General features: G+C 67.8%; 16 protein-coding genes. 3 read left to right on the forward strand and 13 right to left on the reverse strand.

Going from position 1 to position 16,706, the window contains the following annotated elements:
- Nucleotides 1-1,043 (reverse strand): porin (locus tag P3W85_RS11940; protein WP_276264947.1); only part of this gene is annotated, 1,043 nt, incomplete at its 3' end.
- Between the two features lie 275 nt (nucleotides 1,044-1,318).
- Between P3W85_RS11940 and P3W85_RS11945 the strand changes: the two genes are divergently transcribed.
- Entirely contained in the window at nucleotides 1,319-2,017 is a 699-nt protein-coding gene (locus P3W85_RS11945; protein WP_017229901.1) for a response regulator, read from the forward strand.
- Nucleotides 2,014-3,435, forward strand: a complete 1,422-nt coding sequence (locus tag P3W85_RS11950) for a sensor histidine kinase (RefSeq protein ID WP_276264948.1) — start codon at nucleotides 2,014-2,016, stop codon at nucleotides 3,433-3,435. Before P3W85_RS11945 ends, P3W85_RS11950 begins: the two co-directional genes overlap by 4 nt.
- 15 nt (nucleotides 3,436-3,450) lie before the next feature.
- On the opposite strand, the gene P3W85_RS11955 is transcribed toward P3W85_RS11950, so the two are convergent.
- Both P3W85_RS11955 and P3W85_RS11960 read right to left on the reverse strand, forming a co-directional pair.
- Nucleotides 3,451-4,191: a hypothetical protein gene (locus P3W85_RS11955; RefSeq protein WP_276264949.1), complete on the reverse strand. Its 741-nt coding sequence runs from the start codon at nucleotides 4,189-4,191 to the stop codon at nucleotides 3,451-3,453.
- A gap of 45 nt (nucleotides 4,192-4,236) precedes the next feature.
- Complete coding sequence (locus P3W85_RS11960) at nucleotides 4,237-4,800, reverse strand: DUF2975 domain-containing protein (RefSeq protein ID WP_017224939.1); 564 nt, start codon at nucleotides 4,798-4,800, stop codon at nucleotides 4,237-4,239.
- A gap of 277 nt (nucleotides 4,801-5,077) precedes the next feature.
- Here P3W85_RS11960 and P3W85_RS11965 point away from each other — a divergent pair, with 277 nt between their 5' ends.
- Nucleotides 5,078-7,093, forward strand: a complete 2,016-nt coding sequence (locus P3W85_RS11965; RefSeq protein ID WP_276264950.1) for an alkaline phosphatase D family protein — start codon at nucleotides 5,078-5,080, stop codon at nucleotides 7,091-7,093.
- A gap of 85 nt (nucleotides 7,094-7,178) precedes the next feature.
- Here P3W85_RS11965 and P3W85_RS11970 read toward each other — a convergent pair whose 3' ends face one another.
- From P3W85_RS11970 to P3W85_RS12015, 10 genes are all read right to left on the reverse strand, one after another.
- Complete coding sequence (locus P3W85_RS11970) at nucleotides 7,179-7,970, reverse strand: ABC transporter permease (RefSeq protein WP_017224941.1); 792 nt, start codon at nucleotides 7,968-7,970, stop codon at nucleotides 7,179-7,181.
- Nucleotides 7,971-8,083: 113 nt separating this feature from the next.
- Entirely contained in the window at nucleotides 8,084-8,896 is an 813-nt protein-coding gene (locus tag P3W85_RS11975; protein ID WP_017224943.1) for an ABC transporter ATP-binding protein, read from the reverse strand.
- A gap of 236 nt (nucleotides 8,897-9,132) precedes the next feature.
- Nucleotides 9,133-10,179, reverse strand: a complete 1,047-nt coding sequence (locus P3W85_RS11980; protein WP_017224944.1) for an ABC transporter substrate-binding protein — start codon at nucleotides 10,177-10,179, stop codon at nucleotides 9,133-9,135.
- A 262-nt stretch (nucleotides 10,180-10,441) separates the two neighbouring features.
- Nucleotides 10,442-11,476, reverse strand: coding sequence for a Bug family tripartite tricarboxylate transporter substrate binding protein (locus P3W85_RS11985; protein WP_276264951.1), 1,035 nt, complete (start codon nucleotides 11,474-11,476; stop codon nucleotides 10,442-10,444).
- Nucleotides 11,477-11,586: 110 nt separating this feature from the next.
- Nucleotides 11,587-12,546 (reverse strand): hydroxymethylglutaryl-CoA lyase, encoded by a 960-nt coding sequence (locus P3W85_RS11990; RefSeq protein ID WP_276264952.1) that lies wholly within the window; start codon nucleotides 12,544-12,546, stop codon nucleotides 11,587-11,589.
- Nucleotides 12,543-13,739, reverse strand: coding sequence for a CaiB/BaiF CoA transferase family protein (locus tag P3W85_RS11995; RefSeq protein ID WP_276264955.1), 1,197 nt, complete (start codon nucleotides 13,737-13,739; stop codon nucleotides 12,543-12,545). Before P3W85_RS11995 ends, P3W85_RS11990 begins: the two co-directional genes overlap by 4 nt.
- A gap of 173 nt (nucleotides 13,740-13,912) precedes the next feature.
- Nucleotides 13,913-14,818 (reverse strand): LysR family transcriptional regulator, encoded by a 906-nt coding sequence (locus P3W85_RS12000; RefSeq protein WP_017231266.1) that lies wholly within the window; start codon nucleotides 14,816-14,818, stop codon nucleotides 13,913-13,915.
- Between the two features lie 33 nt (nucleotides 14,819-14,851).
- Nucleotides 14,852-15,466, reverse strand: coding sequence for a recombination mediator RecR (recR, locus tag P3W85_RS12005; protein WP_276264953.1), 615 nt, complete (start codon nucleotides 15,464-15,466; stop codon nucleotides 14,852-14,854).
- 73 nt (nucleotides 15,467-15,539) lie between these two features.
- The gene (locus P3W85_RS12010; protein WP_006157727.1) at nucleotides 15,540-15,872 is read right to left on the reverse strand and encodes a YbaB/EbfC family nucleoid-associated protein; all 333 of its coding nucleotides are present in this window, start codon (nucleotides 15,870-15,872) and stop codon (nucleotides 15,540-15,542) included.
- Nucleotides 15,873-15,956: 84 nt separating this feature from the next.
- Nucleotides 15,957-16,706 (reverse strand): DNA polymerase III subunit gamma/tau C-terminal domain-containing protein (locus tag P3W85_RS12015; protein ID WP_276264954.1); only part of this gene is annotated, 750 nt, incomplete at its 5' end.

The raw sequence follows: 16,706 nt of genomic DNA on the forward strand, positions 1-16,706 counted from the left end.
CCGGCGGTCACGCCCACCTGGTTGTTCGCATAGCCGATGAAGTCCCGCGACAGGCTTACGTTCTGGCCATTGCGGGCCTTGGCGTAGCCGCCTGCCAGATATGCCGTGGTGCGCTTGGACAGCGCGTACTCGGAACGCACCGAGAACAGGATCGGATCGGCATCGTTGCCGCCCTTGATGTTCTGCTTGTACACCGCGCCATAGAGCGTGAAGGCCGGCGTGACGGCGTAGGAAGCGCCGCCCCAGTACATGTCGCTGCGGTGGGTTGCCGCGGCCGTGGTGAAGGTGCGCTTGTAGTTGCGATAGCCGGCGAACAGCTTGAGATCGCCCAGGCCGTAGCTGACACCGGCATGGATGCCCTGGATGTAGTCCGTGGTGTCGGCGGGCGTGGTGCTGGTGCCCGCCCCGTTCTGGCGATCCCAGGTGGCGGCCGCGGCGAAGGGCCCGGCGCTGTAGCCCACGCCGAGATCGTACTTGGATGAACGCTTGAAGCTGCCGGCCACTTCGCCCAGTGCCACGGTGGCGCCCAGCTTCACGCCGCCGAAATTGCCGTCGTAGCGGATCGCGTTGGACGCGCGCGAGAACAGGCCGTCCTTGCGGTCGCCGGTGGCGGTCGATGAGGTCGCCCACGAGTAATTCGGCGCGTAGCCCATCGGGTCGAACGGCAGCATGAAATCGTAGGTGGTAGTGAAGGTGCGGCCCAGCACCACCTGGCCGTACTTGTTGCTGGAAAGGCCGACGATGGCACGGCGGTCGAACAGCGTGCCGTCGGAGTCAAGCCGGCCGGTATCGATAGCGATGCCGCTTTCCAGCTGGAACAGGGCCTTGAGGCCGCCGCCCAGGTCCTCGCTGCCGCGCATGCCCCAGCGCGACGTGTTCCTGCCGCCCGAGGTCAGCTTCGTCACGGAGCCGTTCGGGCCGGCGTGGCTGGCATATTCGACGCCGGCATCCATGATGCCATACAGGGTCACGCTGGATTGCGCGGCGGCGCCACCGGCCAGGCCCAGGCCCATCGCCGCCAGTGCGATCGATTTCAACTTCATGAGATCTCCTCCTGTCATTGTTGTGGTGAAGTCCGGGCATCCCCCCGGAATGGCACGCATGGTATGGCAGGGGCACTTTCAGTTCGCTTTCGAAATCCCGGCGATTTCGCCGCCCCCGGCTTCCGGGAGCCTAGGAGTTTCCCTAGCTTCAAAGTCTGGCCGGATACCTGTATTCCTCTGCGCGGCGGCCGCTTTCGGCCTGTGTTCTCCGTCTCCGATGTACGCCACTTTCTCCATCGCCTTTTTGCCTTGCCCGCCGCACCGCCGCCCAGACCATGCGAATCCTGCTCGTTGAAGACAATGTGATGCTGGCGCGTGCGCTCACCGAAGCGCTCGGCCAGGCCGGCTTCGCCGTCGACTGCATGCACGACGGCCGGGCTGCCGACCATCTGCTTTCCACCCAGGACTACGCGCTCGCCATCCTGGACATCGGCCTGCCCAAGCTTGACGGCCTGGAAGTGCTGCGGCGCCTGCGGCAACGCCGCAACGCCCTGCCGGTATTGATCCTGACCGCGCACGGGTCAGTGGAGGACCGGGTGCGAGGGCTCAATCTCGGCGCCGACGACTACCTGCCCAAGCCGTTCGACCTGTCGGAACTGGAGGCCCGCGCCCGCGCGCTGATACGCCGCAGCCACGGCCACGACAGCACGCACCTGCAATGCGGCACGCTGAGCTACGACGGAATCAGCCGCGCTTTTACGCTGAACGGCGAACAACTCGCGCTGACCCGGCGGGAGCGCGCCGTGCTGGAGGTCCTGATGCTGCGCGACGGCCGCGCCGTCAACAAGGAGGCCATGTCGGAGAAGATCTTCGGCATCGACGAATCGGTCAATCCCGATGCCATCGAGATCTACGTGCACCGCCTGCGCAAGAAGCTCGAGGGCAGCGGCGTGGCCATCGTCACGCTGCGCGGGCTGGGTTACCTGCTCGAAGCCTCGCCGCCGCCGGGTCAGGCCGCGCCCGCATCCCGATGAAGGTGCCAAGCCTGCGCCTGCAGCTATCGCTCTGGCTGCTGCTGCCACTGCTTGCGCTGCTCGCGCTGGATGCCTGGATGACCTATCACCGCGCGATGGACGCCGCCCACGAGGCGTTCGACCGCACGCTGGAGGCATCGCTCAAGTCGATGCGCGAAGGCATCCGCCTGCACGAGGGCCGCTTCGCCATCGACGTGCCCTACCTGGCGCTGGAAATCTTCGAGTCCGAGGACGGCAGCAGCATCTACTACGCGATCCGCGACGAGCATGGCGCCACGCTGACGGGCTACGACGATTTACCGATGCCGGCCGTGCAAAAACAAGCGCTCTACAAGACCGTTTTCCACGACGCGCACTTCCGCGGGCAGCCGATACGCATGGCCGCCCAGCCCCTGCCGGTGCGCGACACGCCCTCCGGGCAGACGCGGCTGGTCTGGGTGCTGGTCGGGGAAACCATCGAGCCGCGCCAGATGCTGGCCCGCGAGATCCTGATGGGTTCGCTGCAGCAGGAAATGGTGCTGGTGACGCTGGCGCTGGGCATCGTCTGGCTGGGCGTGCGGCGTGGCTTGCGCCCGCTGCACCGGCTCAGCGCCACGGTGGCCGCGCGCGACGCCGATGACCTGGCGCCACTGGAACAAAAGGACCTGCCCGCCGAGATCGAGCCGCTGGTCGAGGCCATCAACCAGTACGTGGCGCGCATGCACCGCATGCTGCTGGCGCGCAAGCGCTTCTTCGCCGACGCTGCGCACCAGCTGAAAACGCCGCTGGCCATCATGCAGGCGCAGTCCGAGCTGGCCCTGCGCGAGCGCGATGGCGACCGCATCCGCCCTCACCTGCGCCCATTGCACGACACCGTACGCCAGGCCGCCAGGGGCGTGCAGCAGTTGCTGTCGCTGTCGCGGCTGGAGCCCGACAGCGGCTACGCGCCAGCGCTGCAGCCGCTACGCCTCGACGCCCTGGCCAAGAGCGTGGCGCTCGACCTGGCGCCGGTGGCGCGCGCCGGCGGAGTCGACCTGGGCTTCGAGGCGCCGGCGCCGGTGTACGCCATGGGGCAGGCCGAACTGCTGCAGGAACTCACCGGCAACCTGGTGGAAAATGCCATCCGCCATACCGGCCGGGACGCTTCGGTGACGGTCCGCGTCTGCGCCAATGCGGGCGAACCGCTCTTGCAGGTAGTGGACAACGGCCCCGGGATTGCCGCCAGCGAACGTGAGAAGGTATTCGAGCGCTTCTACCGCTGCGACGGCAACCAGGTGCAGGAAGGCAGCGGCCTCGGCCTGCCCATCGTGCAGGAAATCGCGCGCACGCACGGCGCCACCGTGATGCTGGAGGAAACGCCGGGCGGCGGCCTGACCGTCAGCGTACGCTTCAGAGCACCCGCGGCCGAAGGCCACGGGGACAAAACGGCATCCCGCTAGCCCCGGGCCGGGCCGCTAGGGCGGGCAGTTGGTGGGCAGCGCCAGTTCCTGCCGGAACGGATCGAGCTTCAGGCTCGGATCCTTCAGGCGCAGGCAGTAGCTTCCCGCGCTGCCGCGCACGCGCGCAGTGCGGCTGGTGCCCGCCTGCGCCTCGCCGAGCGCATCGCCCGGTGCCGCCGCGGCTATACCCGCGGCCAGCCGTTGCGCCGGCGTGGCCACCGCATCCGAGGCGGCACGCTCGAAGGCGGCTCCGCCGCGCTGGCGGCTGCGGGCGATATTGTCCCGCGCCACGCCGGCATCAGGCGCCGGAAGCACAGAGCGGACCGGGCCCATCGGCAAGGTGGGCACCATGGCGGCACTGGGGCCGGAAGGGGCGGCATGCTCGCTTGCCAGGGAATCCGCCGCCGCCGCGGGCTCCCGCGCGGGTGGCTGCGCAGCCGCCGGCATGCGGCGCGCACCGTCAGCAGCGCGCTCGGGGCGGAGCGCGGCCCTGGCCTGCGATCCGGCCGGGGGCGCCACGGACAAGGCCGGCGCGGGTGGCGTAGCGGGCGGCAATACCGCAACCCATTGCAGGGCCGCCTGGCCGCGCCCGTCCTTGCTCGGCATCCGGGGCGATGGCTGGGGCCCGTGCCAAGGCGCCGGCCCCAGCACCAGCGCGTGTGCCAGCAGCACTACCGCTGCCACAATCACGCGATGCCGCCAGCGTGCCGCGTTGACGCCGGGACCGTCGTACGGCACAGGCATCACTGACGTCATGGGATACATGACAGGCATGGCGGGAATGGAGGATGCGGTGCCGGCTCAGACAAACTGCCGGTGCTCCTGGTCCAGTTCGCTGGCCCGCCGCAGGATATGCGCAATCACGGTGATGCAGGCCGCCATGAACAAGGCCACCACGCTGCCTGCTCCCACGCTCAACGTCACCAGCCTGTGCCCGGGCGGCTGCCCGATGGTCAACCACACGCTAAGCAGCGGCTCGCAGAGAAAATCCAGCATCGCCCAGGCCAGCACCGCACGCCCGGCCCTGCCCATGTGGTCGGCCGCCGCCACCGAAAAATACTCGCTGCGCGCGTAGCAGCGAAACAGCGCGCGCAGCTGCAGCAGGCCGATCGCCAGCGCCACCAACGGAATGCTCGACAGCAGCACGGCGCCCAGCCGCGTCCAGACGGGGAGCGCCGCGAGGTCCAGTGGAAGGCCGGACATCATCCGGCCGCTAAGGCCAAAGCGAAGGCCGTCCAGGCTATGGGTCCCCGGCGCCAGCCAGCCAGCGCCGTTAAGCAGCAGCATGCCCACCATCAGCAGCAGGCTCAACGCGGCGAGGCGCTGGCTGATGCGGACGATGCGCGAGGAAACACGGTCAGGCATGACGACTCCGAAAAGATCGCGAACAGTGCCAGATTCTAAGCAAAAATGATTGTCTTGCGAACAAATATTTCTGTAAAACAATAATTTTATAGAGATAATACAGAGCCGACCAAGCAGCGGCTGCGCATTGAATACCGTCTTTCTTACAGTAAACCTCTAATTTTTAAGTGCCCCAAGACACACAATGGTCATGCCGCGCGGCAAGAATGACCAGCCTTGCCGCGGCACCCGCGACCGTCCCGGCGAACACCGCATGCACTCACTGGAGGAAATAAAGATGGATCGTCGCCGGTTCTTGAAATGGGGTAGTTTCGTCACCGTCTCGGTGGCCGCCACCGGCCTGGCCGGCTGCGGCGGAGATGACACCCCCACCGTCACGCCCGACGCCGTTCCCACCCCGGCGGACAGTTTCAGCTTCCAGCACGGCGTGGCTTCCGGCGATCCGAAGCCCGGCAGCATCGTGCTGTGGACGCGTGTGGAAGGCGACAACGGCAAGCGGCCGGTGGCCGTCAAGCTGCAGGTATCGGCCCAGCCCGATTTCTCGACGCTGCTGGTCAACGACACCCTGACGGCGCTGCCCGACTGGGACTACACGCTGCGCAACAAGGTGACGGGGCTGAGCGCGGCCACCACCTACTACTACCGCTTCATCGTCGGCTCCAGGACCAGCCCGACCGGGCGCACGCGCACGGCGCCGGCGGCCGGCACGCCGCTGGCGCAGCTCAGGTTCGCCTTTGTCACCTGCCAGGACTGGAGCGTGAACCACTGGGCGGCGATGGAGGAACTGGCGGCGCAGGACCTCGATTTCATCGTCCATCTGGGCGACTACATCTACGAGACCGTGGGCGCCGCGTTCCAGACCGGCAAGGTGGAGAGCCGCCACGCCCAGCTCAAGCTGCCGGACGGCACCCTGCGCGCCGACGGCGCGAGCTACGCCACCACCGTCAACGACTATCGTTACCTGTACAAATCGTACCGCAGCGACGCGCGCCTGCAGGCGCTGCATGCACGCTTCCCCATCATCGCCATCTGGGACGACCACGAGTTCTCCGACGACTGCTGGCAGGACCGCCAGAACTACAGCGCCACCGACGACCTCACGCCGCGCACCGCGCGCCGGCGCAGCGCCAGCCAGGCCTGGTTCGAGTTCATGCCGGCCGACGTGAGCATCGACCTGGCCAATCCCTCGTTCCAGAACATCCAGATCTATCGTTCCTTCACCTTCGGCAACCTGGCCACGCTGGTGATGACCGACGAGCGCCTTTACCGTGCCGACCACGTGCTGCCGGAACAGGCTGCCGGCAGCGAGATCGGCAGCCGCTACTTCGTGCCCAAGGCTACGCTGGCCGCAGAGGAGACCCGGAAGATGGCGTCCGCAGGCAATGCGCTGACACCGGTCTCCATCCTCGGCGACACCCAGCGGGCCTGGTGGCAGAACCAGATGCGCAGCGCCGCCACCACCTGGAAGCTGTGGGGCAACGAGGTCTCGCTGCTGCGCATGCAGATCGACGGCACCCAGGCCATCGCCAGCCTGATCGCAGCGGGACTGGTCCAGGCCAATGCCGCGCTGGCGCCGCTGCAAACCGCCATGACGACGGCGCTGGCTGCCGACCTGCAGACCGCCAGGACCGGCGGCACCTATCCCACTCTTGCCTACACCAGCCTCAAGGGCGTGCTGGCGCTTGCCGGCATCACCGGCCCGGTCTTCGACGCAGCCATCAAACCCGCGCTGGACAGCCAGTTGCCGCCGGCCACCCTGCTCGGCCAGTTCATCCTCAACGCCGACCAGTGGGACGGCTACAACGCCGAGCGCAAGAGCCTGATGGCCTTCCTGAAGAACCAGGGCATCGGCAATGTGGTAGCGTTGACCGGCGACATCCACGCCTTCTTCGCCGGCCCGGTGATGGACGACTACGACGCCGCCACGCCGGTGCCCGTGATGGTGGACCTCGTCACCGCCGGCCTGTCGAGCAACTCCTTCCAGAGCTATTTCAAGAGCGTGGTCGACACCGATGCGGCCTTCGCGGCAGCCAAGCCGCTGGTGTACGCCACCCAGGGCGGCGCCACGGTGAACACCTTCAATGCCACGCTGAAGGCGTTCAACCCCTGGCTGCGCTACGTCGATACCGATGCCCAGGGCTATGCGGTGGTGACGCTGACGGCGGACAAGCTCAGCTGCACCTTCAGCAAGCTCAAGACGCTGACCAACGCCGCCGCGCCCGCCCTGCCCGCCACCGCGAGCAGCCAGACCGTGGAAATCCCGGCCGGCAGCGCCAGCATCAAGCTGCTGTAATACGCGCCGGCGGCGGCCATGAAAAATGGCCGGAGGAACGCTCTCCCCCGGCCATTTTTCTTCCTGCCCGCACGCTGGCGCGCGGTTACAGCCGCTCGGTTTCGCCCGTGCGGGGCTGCCATTTCATCAGCCGCTTCTCGACGCTGCCCACCAGGGTGTCCAGCACCAGCGCCGCCGCGGTCAGCACCACGATGCCGGCAAACACGGTGTTGATGTCGAAGGTCCCTTCGGCCTGCAGGATCAGGTAGCCCACGCCGCGCGCCGAGCCCAGGTACTCGCCCACCACCGCGCCGACGAAGGCCAGGCCAACCGAGGTATGCAGCGAGGAAAAGACCCAGCTGGTCGCGCTCGGCAGGTAGACATGGCGCAGCAACTGCTTACGGTTGGCGCCCAGCATGCGCACATTGGCCAGCACCACCGGGCTGACTTCCTTGACGCCCTGGTAGACATTGAAGAAGACGATAAAGAACACCAGCGTCACGGCCAGCGCCACCTTGGACCAGATGCCCAGCCCGAACCACACGGCGAAGATCGGCGCCAGGATCACGCGCGGCATCGAGTTCATGGCCTTGATATAGGGATCGAGGATGGCCGAGGTCAGCGGGCTGAGCGCCAGCCACAGGCCGACGCCGAGGCCGGCCGCCGTGCCAATGCCGAAGGCCAGCAGCGTCTCGATCAGGGTCACGCCGAGATGGATATAGATATCGCGCTCGACCACGAACCAGCTCCAGATGCGCTGGGCCACCATCAGCGGTTCGCCGAAGAAGAAGGCAACCTGTTGCGAGCGCGTGGCGATATGCCAGGCGCCGAGGATCACCACGAGGACGAGCAGCTGCCAGAAGCGGAGCATGCCCTTGGAGTCGGGACGGAAAGCCATGGGAAGCGGAATTCGAGTTAAGTCAGACCGGATTGAATGGGGTGCAGGCGGGCCGGAACATCGGGGTCTGCGGTGCGCGGCTTGCCGCGATGGCCTGGGCGATGGCGATCATCTCAGGCAACCTTGCGCTGTTGCGCGTAGCCCTTCAGGACTTCCTCGCGCAGCACGTCCCAGATGGCCGCATGCAGCTCGACAAAGCGCGGATGATTGCGGATCTCGGCCACATCGCGCGGGCGCGGCAGGTCGATGGCGAACTCGCCGATCGGGTGCGTGCCGGGACCGGCCGACAGCACCACCACCCGGTCGCTCATGGAGATGGCTTCATCGAGGTCGTGCGTGATGAACAGCACCGCCTTGCGCTTAGCCGCCCACAGGTCCAGCACTTCGTTTTCCATCAACTGGCGGGTCTGGATGTCGAGCGCGGAAAACGGTTCGTCCATCAGGATGATGTCAGGATCCAGCACCAGGGTCTGCGCCAGGCTCACGCGCTTGCGCATGCCGCCCGAGAGCTGGTGCGGATAGCGGTCGCCGAAGCCGCCCAGCCCGACGCGGCGCAGCCAGGCCTCGCCCTCTTCCACTGCCTGGGCGCGCGGCATGCCGCGGAATTCGAGCCCGGCGATCACATTGTCGAGCGCGCTGCGCCAGGGCATCAGCGCCTCGGCCTGGAACATATAGCCGGCACGCGCATTGATGCCGCGCAGCGGCTCGCCGAACACGCGCACCTCGCCGGTCGACGGCTGCAGCAAGCCGGCTCCCACATTGAGCAGCGTGGATTTGCCGCAGCCGGTCGGCCCCACCACGGAGACGAACTCGCCAGGCTGGATGTCCAGCGTGACATCCTTGACGGCGGTATAGCGCTGGCTGCGGTCCTCGCGGGAAACGAAGGTGCAGGTGACGTTGTCGAGAGATAGTGCGGCAGTGCTCATGGCAGGCTCTTGGCGGATACGGCGCGGGACAAGGCGGGGGTTGCAAGGGGGGCAGCCCCCGCCATCGGTAGGATCCGCGCCGTATCGCGCGATAGGAATAGCGTGGAAAGCGAACTCGGGACAGCGCGCCGGAAGCCATGCCCGGCCTCCGTGCGCGCCAATGCAAAGGCCCGCTGCACGCAGCGGGCCGCCGGCACCGTGGTGTCCCAATCCCGGCGCGGGCGATGCCTTATGCCTTACTTGTACTTGGCGTTGGCCTTTTGCACGAAGGTATTGGTGAAGGTGTTTTCCAGCTTGATGGCCTTGCCCTTCAGGTCCGGATCGAACTGCTGCAGCGTGTTGAGCGCGGTCCTGGGACCATCGGCCGGCATCATGCCGTCCGGCGAGATCGCTTCCCTGACCTTCTCCCAGGCCGCCAGGTACAGCGCGCGGTCGCCCAGCAGGTAGCTTTCCGGCACGGTCTTGACGATGTCCGACGGGCCGGCTTTCTGCAGCCATTTGAGCGCGCGCACCATGGCGTTGGTCAGCGCCTGCGTGGTGTTCGGGTTCTGCTGGATGAAAGCGGTCGAGGCATAGAGGCAACCCGAGGGCATATTGCCGCCGAACACGGCATGGGTGTCCTTCAGCGTGCGGGTGTCCGAGGCGATGCGCACCTCGTTCTTCTGCGTCAGCATCGACACCACCGGATCCAGGTTGGCCATCGCGTCGATCTGGCCCGAGCGCATCGCCGCCACCGCGCCGGCGCTGGCGCCGACACCGATGAAGGAGACGTCCGACGCCTTCAGGCCCGCCTTGGCCAGCACGAAGTTGGCCATCATATTGGTGGACGAGCCTGGCGCCGTGACGCCGATCTTCTTGCCCTTCAGGTCGGCGATCGATTTGAAGTTGGGCATGGTCTTGTTGGAGACCATCAGCACGATCTGCGGGGCGCGCCCCTGCAGTACGAACTCCTGGTACTGCTGGCCCTTGGCCTGCAGGTTGAGGGTGTGTTCGTAGGCGCCGGAGACCACGTCGGCGCTGCCGCCCACCACCGCCTGCAGCGCCTTGGCGCCGCCGGCGAAGTCGACGATCTCGACGTCGAGTCCTTCGTCCTTGAAGTAGCCGAGGCGTTCGGCAATGGTCAGCGGCAGGTAGTAGAACAGGTTCTTGCCGCCAACGGCGATAGTGAGCCTGGTCTTCTCGGGCTTGCCCTGCGCCTGGGCGTAGCCGCCGAAGGTGAACCAGCCCGCCAGGAACAGCGCCAGCGCGAGCAGCGCCTGCTTCCAGAATTTCTTGTTATACATTGTTCTCTCTCCTACCTGTTGTACCCGGGCCGCCAGCCGGCGCCTGCGCCGCTGATGGCCAACCCCCATGCACCGCCGGTCTCGCGCGTACCTTGCCGCCTTGCGGTGCCGCTGCGCGGCAAATTGCGATGCTAGCCGATGCCATGCCATGCCGCATCGGGATCAACACCTACGCCATGCAGCGTATTCATCTGGCATGGGCATCGACGATACAGGGCTCGCCTTTCGGCTGGCTTTCTGATCCGCCGCCCGGCGGCATGCTTCATTCCGCGTGGATATCGGCCGACTTGATGACCTTGCCCCAGCGCGCCAGTTCATTGCGCTGATACGTGGCCAGTTGCTGCGGCCCCATGAACTTCGCCTCGGCCCCGAGCTCTTCCGCTTTCTTGCGGAAGGCATCGGTCTGCATGATGCGTTCGATCTCGCCGGCGAGCTTGTCCACGATCGGCTTGGGCGTGCCGGCGGGCGCGTACATGGCAAACCACGACGACACGTCGAGATCGGGATAGCCCGCCTCCGGCGCGGAAGGCACGTCCTTCAGGCTGGGCAGGCGCTGCTTGCTGGTCACCACCAGCGCGCGCAGCTTGCCGCCCTGGATATGCCCCATCAGCGGCGGCGGCGTGGTGATGGTGAGGTCCACCGAGCCGCCCAGCAGGTCAGTCATGGCCGGGCCGGTGCCTTTGTATGGAACATGGGTGATCTGGATGCCGGCCATCTGGTTCAGCAGTTCGGTGGAGACGTGCTGCAGCGAGCCATTGCCAGACGACGCGTAGTTGAGTTTGTTGGGATTGGCCTTGGCATAGGCCACCAGCTCCTTGAGCGTCTTGACCGGCAGGCTCGGACGCACCACCAGCACCTGCGGCGCCGACAGGAGATTGGCAACCGGCGCGAAGTCCTTCACCGGGTCCCAGGAGGTCTTCGTCAGCAGCGGCGTGATGACCTGGAAGCCCGAGTACTGCACCAGCAGGGTGTAGCCATCCGGCTTGGCGCGCGCCACGGTCTGCGCGGCGATGCCGCCCGAGCCGCCCGGGCGGTTGTCCACGACCACGGGCTGGCCAAGAGCCTTGGACAGCGGCTCGGAGATCATGCGCGCGGCCAGGTCGGTAGTACCGCCGGCGGCGGCGGAAACGACCAGCGTGACCGGCCGGGCAGGATAGCTGCCGTCCTGCGCCCAGGCGGCGCCGGTCAGGCCGGTGGCGGCCAGCGCGACGGCAGCGGCGAGCGCCCTGCGGCGCGCAGCCGATGCGGGCAGGGAAGAATGCGGACGTGCGTTGGCACAGGCCGGGATGCGAGGCATGGGATGTCTCCTGCTTGATGCTTGTTGATCTTGGTCTTGTACGGCGTCCGCGCCGGCCCTCGCCGCGCGGTACGCCCCCGTTCTTCGGGATTGGTGTAGCGAGCCGGGATTCAGCCCTGCCCGGCAAAATGCGCCGCCAGCCAGGCCGGTGGCTGATGGGTGCGCAGGCGCGGGCCGGCGCGCAGCAACTGGCTGGCGATGTCGCGACCGACCAGCGCCGGCAGGCCGGCAACCACGCCGAGCAGCCGCCCCAGGTCCACGCCGGTATCCACGCCCATGGCCTCGAACATGTGCACCAGCTCCTCGGTGCCGACATTGCCGCTCGCGCCCGGCGCGAAGGGACAGCCGCCCAGGCCGCCGGCAGCGGCGTCGAAGCGCGTCACGCCTGCCTGCCATGCGGCCAGCGCGTTCGCCAGGCCCATGCCGCGGGTGTTATGCAGGTGAATGGTCAGGCCGGCCTGCGGCAGGCTTTGCCGGAAGCGCTGGCACAAGGCAGCGACCTGGCTGGGATAAGCCATGCCGGTGGTGTCGCACAACGTGATGCCGGCAGCCCCGGCCTTGGCAAAGGCCCCGGCCAGCGCCATCACGGCATCGGCCTCGACCTCGCCCTCGAACGGACAGCCGAACACCGTCGACAGCGAGACATTGACCGGCACGCCAGCCGCACCGGCGACCTCGATCATCGCCAGCAGCTGGGCTTGCGACTGCGCGCGCGTCATGCGCAGGTTGGCGCGGTTATGGGTCTCGCTGGCGGACATCACCAGGTTGAGCTCGTCGGGCCGGCACGACAGCGCGCGCTCCATGCCGCGCAGGTTCGGCACCAGCGCGGTGTAGCGCACGCCCGCCAGGCGCCGCATGCGATGCATCACCGCCTCGGCATCGGCCAGCGCGGGAATGGCTTTCGCCGAGGTAAAGGAAGTGGCTTCGATGCGGGCAAAGCCACAGGCGGACAAGGCGTCCAGGAAGGCCACCTTGGCGTCGGTCGGCACCACTACCGGCTCGATCTGCAGACCGTCGCGCGGCGCGACTTCGTTGATCTCGATGCGGGCAGGCCCGCGCGGCACGCTCATGCCACCACCCCGCGCGCGCGCAGGTCGGCGATGGCGGCGGCATCGAACCCCGCCGCCGCCAGCACGGTATCGGTGTGCTCTCCCAGCGTGGGCGCGCGGTCGTGAATGGCGCCCGGGCTGGCCGACAGCTTGGGCATGATGCCCGGCACTTCGACCGTCAGCCCGCTGGCCGCGGTCACGCTCTCGATCACGCCGCGCGCGCGGTAGTGCGGGTCTTCGGCAATATCCTTGACCGTATAGATGCGGCCGGACGGCACTTCGGCCTGCTTGAGCACCGCCAGTGCGCTCTCCACGCTCTGGGTGCGGGTCCAGGCGGTGATGGCGGCATCGATCTCGTCGACGCGTTTCACGCGGCCGTCGTTGCGCGCCAGCGCCGCATCCTCGGCCAGGTCGGCGCGGCCGATGGCGTGCATCAGGCGCTTGAAGATGGCATCGCCATTGGCCGCCACCAGCACGTATTCGCCGCTGGCGCAGGCGTAGGCATTGGACGGCGCGATGCCGGGCAAGGCGCCGCCGGCCGGCTGGCGCACCGCGCCGAAGGCCGAATATTCCGGCAGCAGGCTTTCGCTCAGGTTGAACAGCGACTCGTACAAGGCGACGTCGATCACCTGTCCCTCGCCGCCGCGCGCGTCTCGCTCGTACAGCGCCAGCAGCACGCCCAGCGCGCCGTGCAGGCCGGCAATGGTGTCGCCCAGCGACAAACCGGCGCGCACCGGTGCGCGTCCCGGCTCGCCGGTGAGATAGCGCAACCCGGCCATGGCCTCGGCCACCGCGGCAAAGCCGGGCTCGTCCTTCTTCGGGCCGGTCTGGCCGTAGCCGGACACGCGCACCATGATCAGCCCGGGGTTCTCCGCGCGCAGCACTTCGTAACCCAGGCCCCATTTCTCCATGGTGCCGGGGCGGAAATTCTCGATCAGCACATCGGCCCCGGCGGCCAGCTGGCGCACCACGGCCTGGCCCTCCGGATTGCGCAGGTCGATGCAGACCGATTGCTTGTTGCGCGACTGCGCTTCCCACCAGACCGAGGTGTCCTCGTACAGCATGCGCCATTTGCGCAGCGGGTCGCCCTGCCCGGGCGGCTCCACCTTGACGACCTGGGCGCCGAAATCGGCGAGGGTCTTGGCGGCGAAGGGGCCGGCAATCAGTTGCCCGAGTTCCAGGACCCGAATGCCTTCGAGGATCTGTCGCGCCATATTGGGGGTCTCCATGCGGTGTCGTATGCGGCGGGCGTGTCGCGGTATCGGTGCGCTGCGGCCCGCAGGCCCGCGCCACGCCTTGTTTCGACGCAGTGTGCCCCAGCCGCGCGGCTGGCGGAATCGGCATTCGGAGAAGCGGGCTTTCTTGGAACGCGAAAGCCCGGCGGCCGTCAGAACGGCGCGCGCTCGCCGCAGAGATGGGTGATCAGCAAGCGCGCCGACACCGTCAGCCCGGCCGGGTCGCGCATGCCGATGAGCAGGGAACGGCGCGCCCAGGCGTCCTGCAGGCCGACCAGCGAGAGCCCCATCGACTGCACATGCGGCTCCGCCGCGATGCGCGGCAGCACGCCCACGCCCAGCCCCGCCATCACCATGCGGCACATGGCGTCGAAGCTGCGCACCTGGATACGCAGCCGGAACGGCCGGTCCAGCCGGCTGCTTTCCTCCAGCAGGCGGGCTGCCAGCGAGGTCACCTGCGGCAGGCTGACGAAATCGTATTCGAGGGTGTCCGCATAGCGTACCGGCCCGCGCTCGGAAAGCGGATGGCCGGGCGGCGTGACCAGCACCAGCTCGTCCTGCCGGTACTCGACCGTGACCAGGCCTGCGCAGGGCGTGCGGTCGGCAAAAATGCCCACATCGGCACGGTTCTCCACCAGCGCGGCGACGATCTCGCTGCTGTTCTGCTCTTCCAGTTCGATACGGATGGTGGGATGCAGCGCCATGAAGGTCGCCAGGTCGTCGGGCAGGAATTGCGTGATCGCCGAGGTATTGGCGCACACGCGCACCTGGCCGCGCACGCCGCTGGCGTAGTCCGACATCACGCCGGCCATGCGTTCGACGTCCTGCAGGATGGTCAGCGCGTGGTGAAAGCAGGCCTGTCCGGCCTCGGTCAGCTGCACCCCCGCGGCATGGCGGAAGAACAGTGGCGCGCCGACTGCGGTCTCGAGGTCGGAGATGCGCTTGCTGGCCGCCGCCACCGCCAGGTGCGACTGGCGTGCGCCGGCGGAAATGCTGCCCTGGCGCGCCACGGCGACAAACAGGCCAAGCGTGACAAGGTCGAAACGGGCGAGGTTCATGCGATTGCGCACAAGCGCACGGTCGGATTTACTTTATACGGAGCGCCGGTCCATCACCGCGCGGGCAATGGTGCCGGCATCGACATACTCCAGCTCTCCGCCCACCGGTACGCCGCGCGCCAGGCGCGTCACCTTGAGCCCGCGCGCCTTCAGCATCTCGCCGATATAGTGCGCGGTGGCCTCGCCTTCGCTGGTGAAATTGGTGGCAACAATGACCTCGGACACCGGTCCGCCCAACTCGGGATCGGTGGCGCGCGCCAGCAGCCGGTCCAGGTGGATCTCGCGCGGCCCGATGCCGTCGAGCGGCGAGAGCCGCCCCATCAGCACGAAATACTGGCCGCGATAGGTCAGCGTCTGCTCGATCATGATCTGGTCGGACGGGGTCTCCACCACGCACAGCAGCGAGGCATCGCGCCGGTCGTCCAGGCAGGTCGAACAGATTTCCTGCTCGGTGAAGGTGTTGCAGCGCGAGCAATGCTTGATGCCATCGGCCGCGCCGCGCAGCGCATCGCCCAGCTTGCGCGCACCCTCGCGGTCGTGCTGCAGCAGGTGGTAGGCCATGCGCTGTGCCGATTTCGGGCCCACGCCTGGCAACACGCGCAGCGCCTCGATCAGCGCCTGCAGCGAAGTGGGAGGCGCGCCTTTCACGCCGCGGCTCCGCTGGCCGGGCGTACCGGCAGCACTGCGGATTCGAGAATCATGCGCGAGCTCCCTGGCTGGCTCAGAACGGCAGCTTGAAGCCCGGCGGCAACGGCAGGCCGGAAGTCATCGAGCCCATCTTTTCCTGCGAGGTGGCCTCGGCCTTGCGCACGGCGTCGTTGAAGGCAGCCGCCACCAGGTCTTCCAGCAGTTCCTTGTCTTCGCCTTCGGCGAGCAGGCTGGGGTCGATGGAAACGCGCTTGACGTCGTTCTTGCAGGTCATCACCACCTTGACCAGTCCGGCGCCGGACTGGCCCTCGACCTCGATCAGGGCGAGCTGCTCCTGCATCTTCTTCATGTTTTCCTGCATTTGCTGGGCCTGCTTCATCAGCCCGGCCAGTTGGCCCTTCATCATGGAGTGCTCCTGATTTTCAATTGGATGGAAGTTACGGGCCGCCGCGTCATGGGCGCCGGCGGCCCGTCAAAAAATACGAAACGCTCAGGCGGCGCGCGGCTGGATCGAACCGTCCAGGATATGGCCGCCAAACTCGCGCAACAACCCCTGCACGAAAGGATCGCTCCCGATCGTGGCCTCGGCCTCGCGCTGGCGCTCGGCGCGCGCCTGGGCATCGGCGGCCGCGGCGGTGTCGGCAACCGCGCCGACCTCGCACTGCACCCGCACCTCGACGCCGAGATGCTCGGCCAGCGTCTGCTGCAGGCGTTCGACTACGCCCGCCTCGGTAATCGGCGCCACCGGCGCGCGCAGGTGGAAGGTGCGGCCGACCACCTGCACCAGCTCGCTCTGGTACGCCAGCTGTTGCGCCAGCCCCTTGAGCGGCAGGCTGGCGGCCAGGGCCGGCCAGGCACCGGTGAATACCGGCGGCGTGCCATCCTCGCCCGGTGCGGGCGGCTTCGGCGGGGTGAGCCGCACGGGTGCAGCCGGCTCCACGGGCGCGGCCTGGGCTACGGCCGGCGCGGCCGGTGCGTTCATTTCCCGGCGCGGCGCGGGCTGGCGCGCGGGCACCGGCTCGGGGTCGCTGCCATATGGCCCGATCATGGGCAGATCGGGCGGAAGCTCTTCCCACGGCGGAACGTCGCTGCTGCCTGCGTGCTCCCAGGGCGGGACCTCGCTGCCCGGGCCGGGATCGCCGAAATCGGTGCTGGCGCCACGCTGCGGCGGCGCCTCCCTGCGGGCGGGGGCCGCGGCCGGCATGGGTACGGCCGGCGCCTGGACCGGCCTCGCCACGGT

It is taken from the genome of Cupriavidus basilensis (assembly GCF_029335485.1).
Taxonomy (GTDB): domain Bacteria; phylum Pseudomonadota; class Gammaproteobacteria; order Burkholderiales; family Burkholderiaceae; genus Cupriavidus; species Cupriavidus basilensis_E.

Bases quoted from the DNA above. Each gene is read 5' to 3' on its own strand.
- P3W85_RS11945 (WP_017229901.1), top strand. From the start codon at position 1,319: ATGCGAATCCTGCTCGTTGAAGACAATGTGATGCTGGCGCGTGCGCTC.
- P3W85_RS11950 (WP_276264948.1), top strand. From the start codon at position 2,014: ATGAAGGTGCCAAGCCTGCGCCTGCAGCTATCGCTCTGGCTGCTGCTG.
- P3W85_RS11955 (WP_276264949.1), bottom strand. From the start codon at position 4,191: ATGACGTCAGTGATGCCTGTGCCGTACGACGGTCCCGGCGTCAACGCG.
- P3W85_RS11960 (WP_017224939.1), bottom strand. From the start codon at position 4,800: ATGCCTGACCGTGTTTCCTCGCGCATCGTCCGCATCAGCCAGCGCCTC.
- P3W85_RS11965 (WP_276264950.1), top strand. From the start codon at position 5,078: ATGGATCGTCGCCGGTTCTTGAAATGGGGTAGTTTCGTCACCGTCTCG.
- P3W85_RS11970 (WP_017224941.1), bottom strand. From the start codon at position 7,970: ATGGCTTTCCGTCCCGACTCCAAGGGCATGCTCCGCTTCTGGCAGCTG.
- P3W85_RS11975 (WP_017224943.1), bottom strand. From the start codon at position 8,896: ATGAGCACTGCCGCACTATCTCTCGACAACGTCACCTGCACCTTCGTT.
- P3W85_RS11980 (WP_017224944.1), bottom strand. From the start codon at position 10,179: ATGTATAACAAGAAATTCTGGAAGCAGGCGCTGCTCGCGCTGGCGCTG.
- P3W85_RS11985 (WP_276264951.1), bottom strand. From the start codon at position 11,476: ATGCCTCGCATCCCGGCCTGTGCCAACGCACGTCCGCATTCTTCCCTG.
- P3W85_RS11990 (WP_276264952.1), bottom strand. From the start codon at position 12,546: ATGAGCGTGCCGCGCGGGCCTGCCCGCATCGAGATCAACGAAGTCGCG.
- P3W85_RS11995 (WP_276264955.1), bottom strand. From the start codon at position 13,739: ATGGCGCGACAGATCCTCGAAGGCATTCGGGTCCTGGAACTCGGGCAA.
- P3W85_RS12000 (WP_017231266.1), bottom strand. From the start codon at position 14,818: ATGAACCTCGCCCGTTTCGACCTTGTCACGCTTGGCCTGTTTGTCGCC.
- P3W85_RS12010 (WP_006157727.1), bottom strand. From the start codon at position 15,872: ATGATGAAGGGCCAACTGGCCGGGCTGATGAAGCAGGCCCAGCAAATG.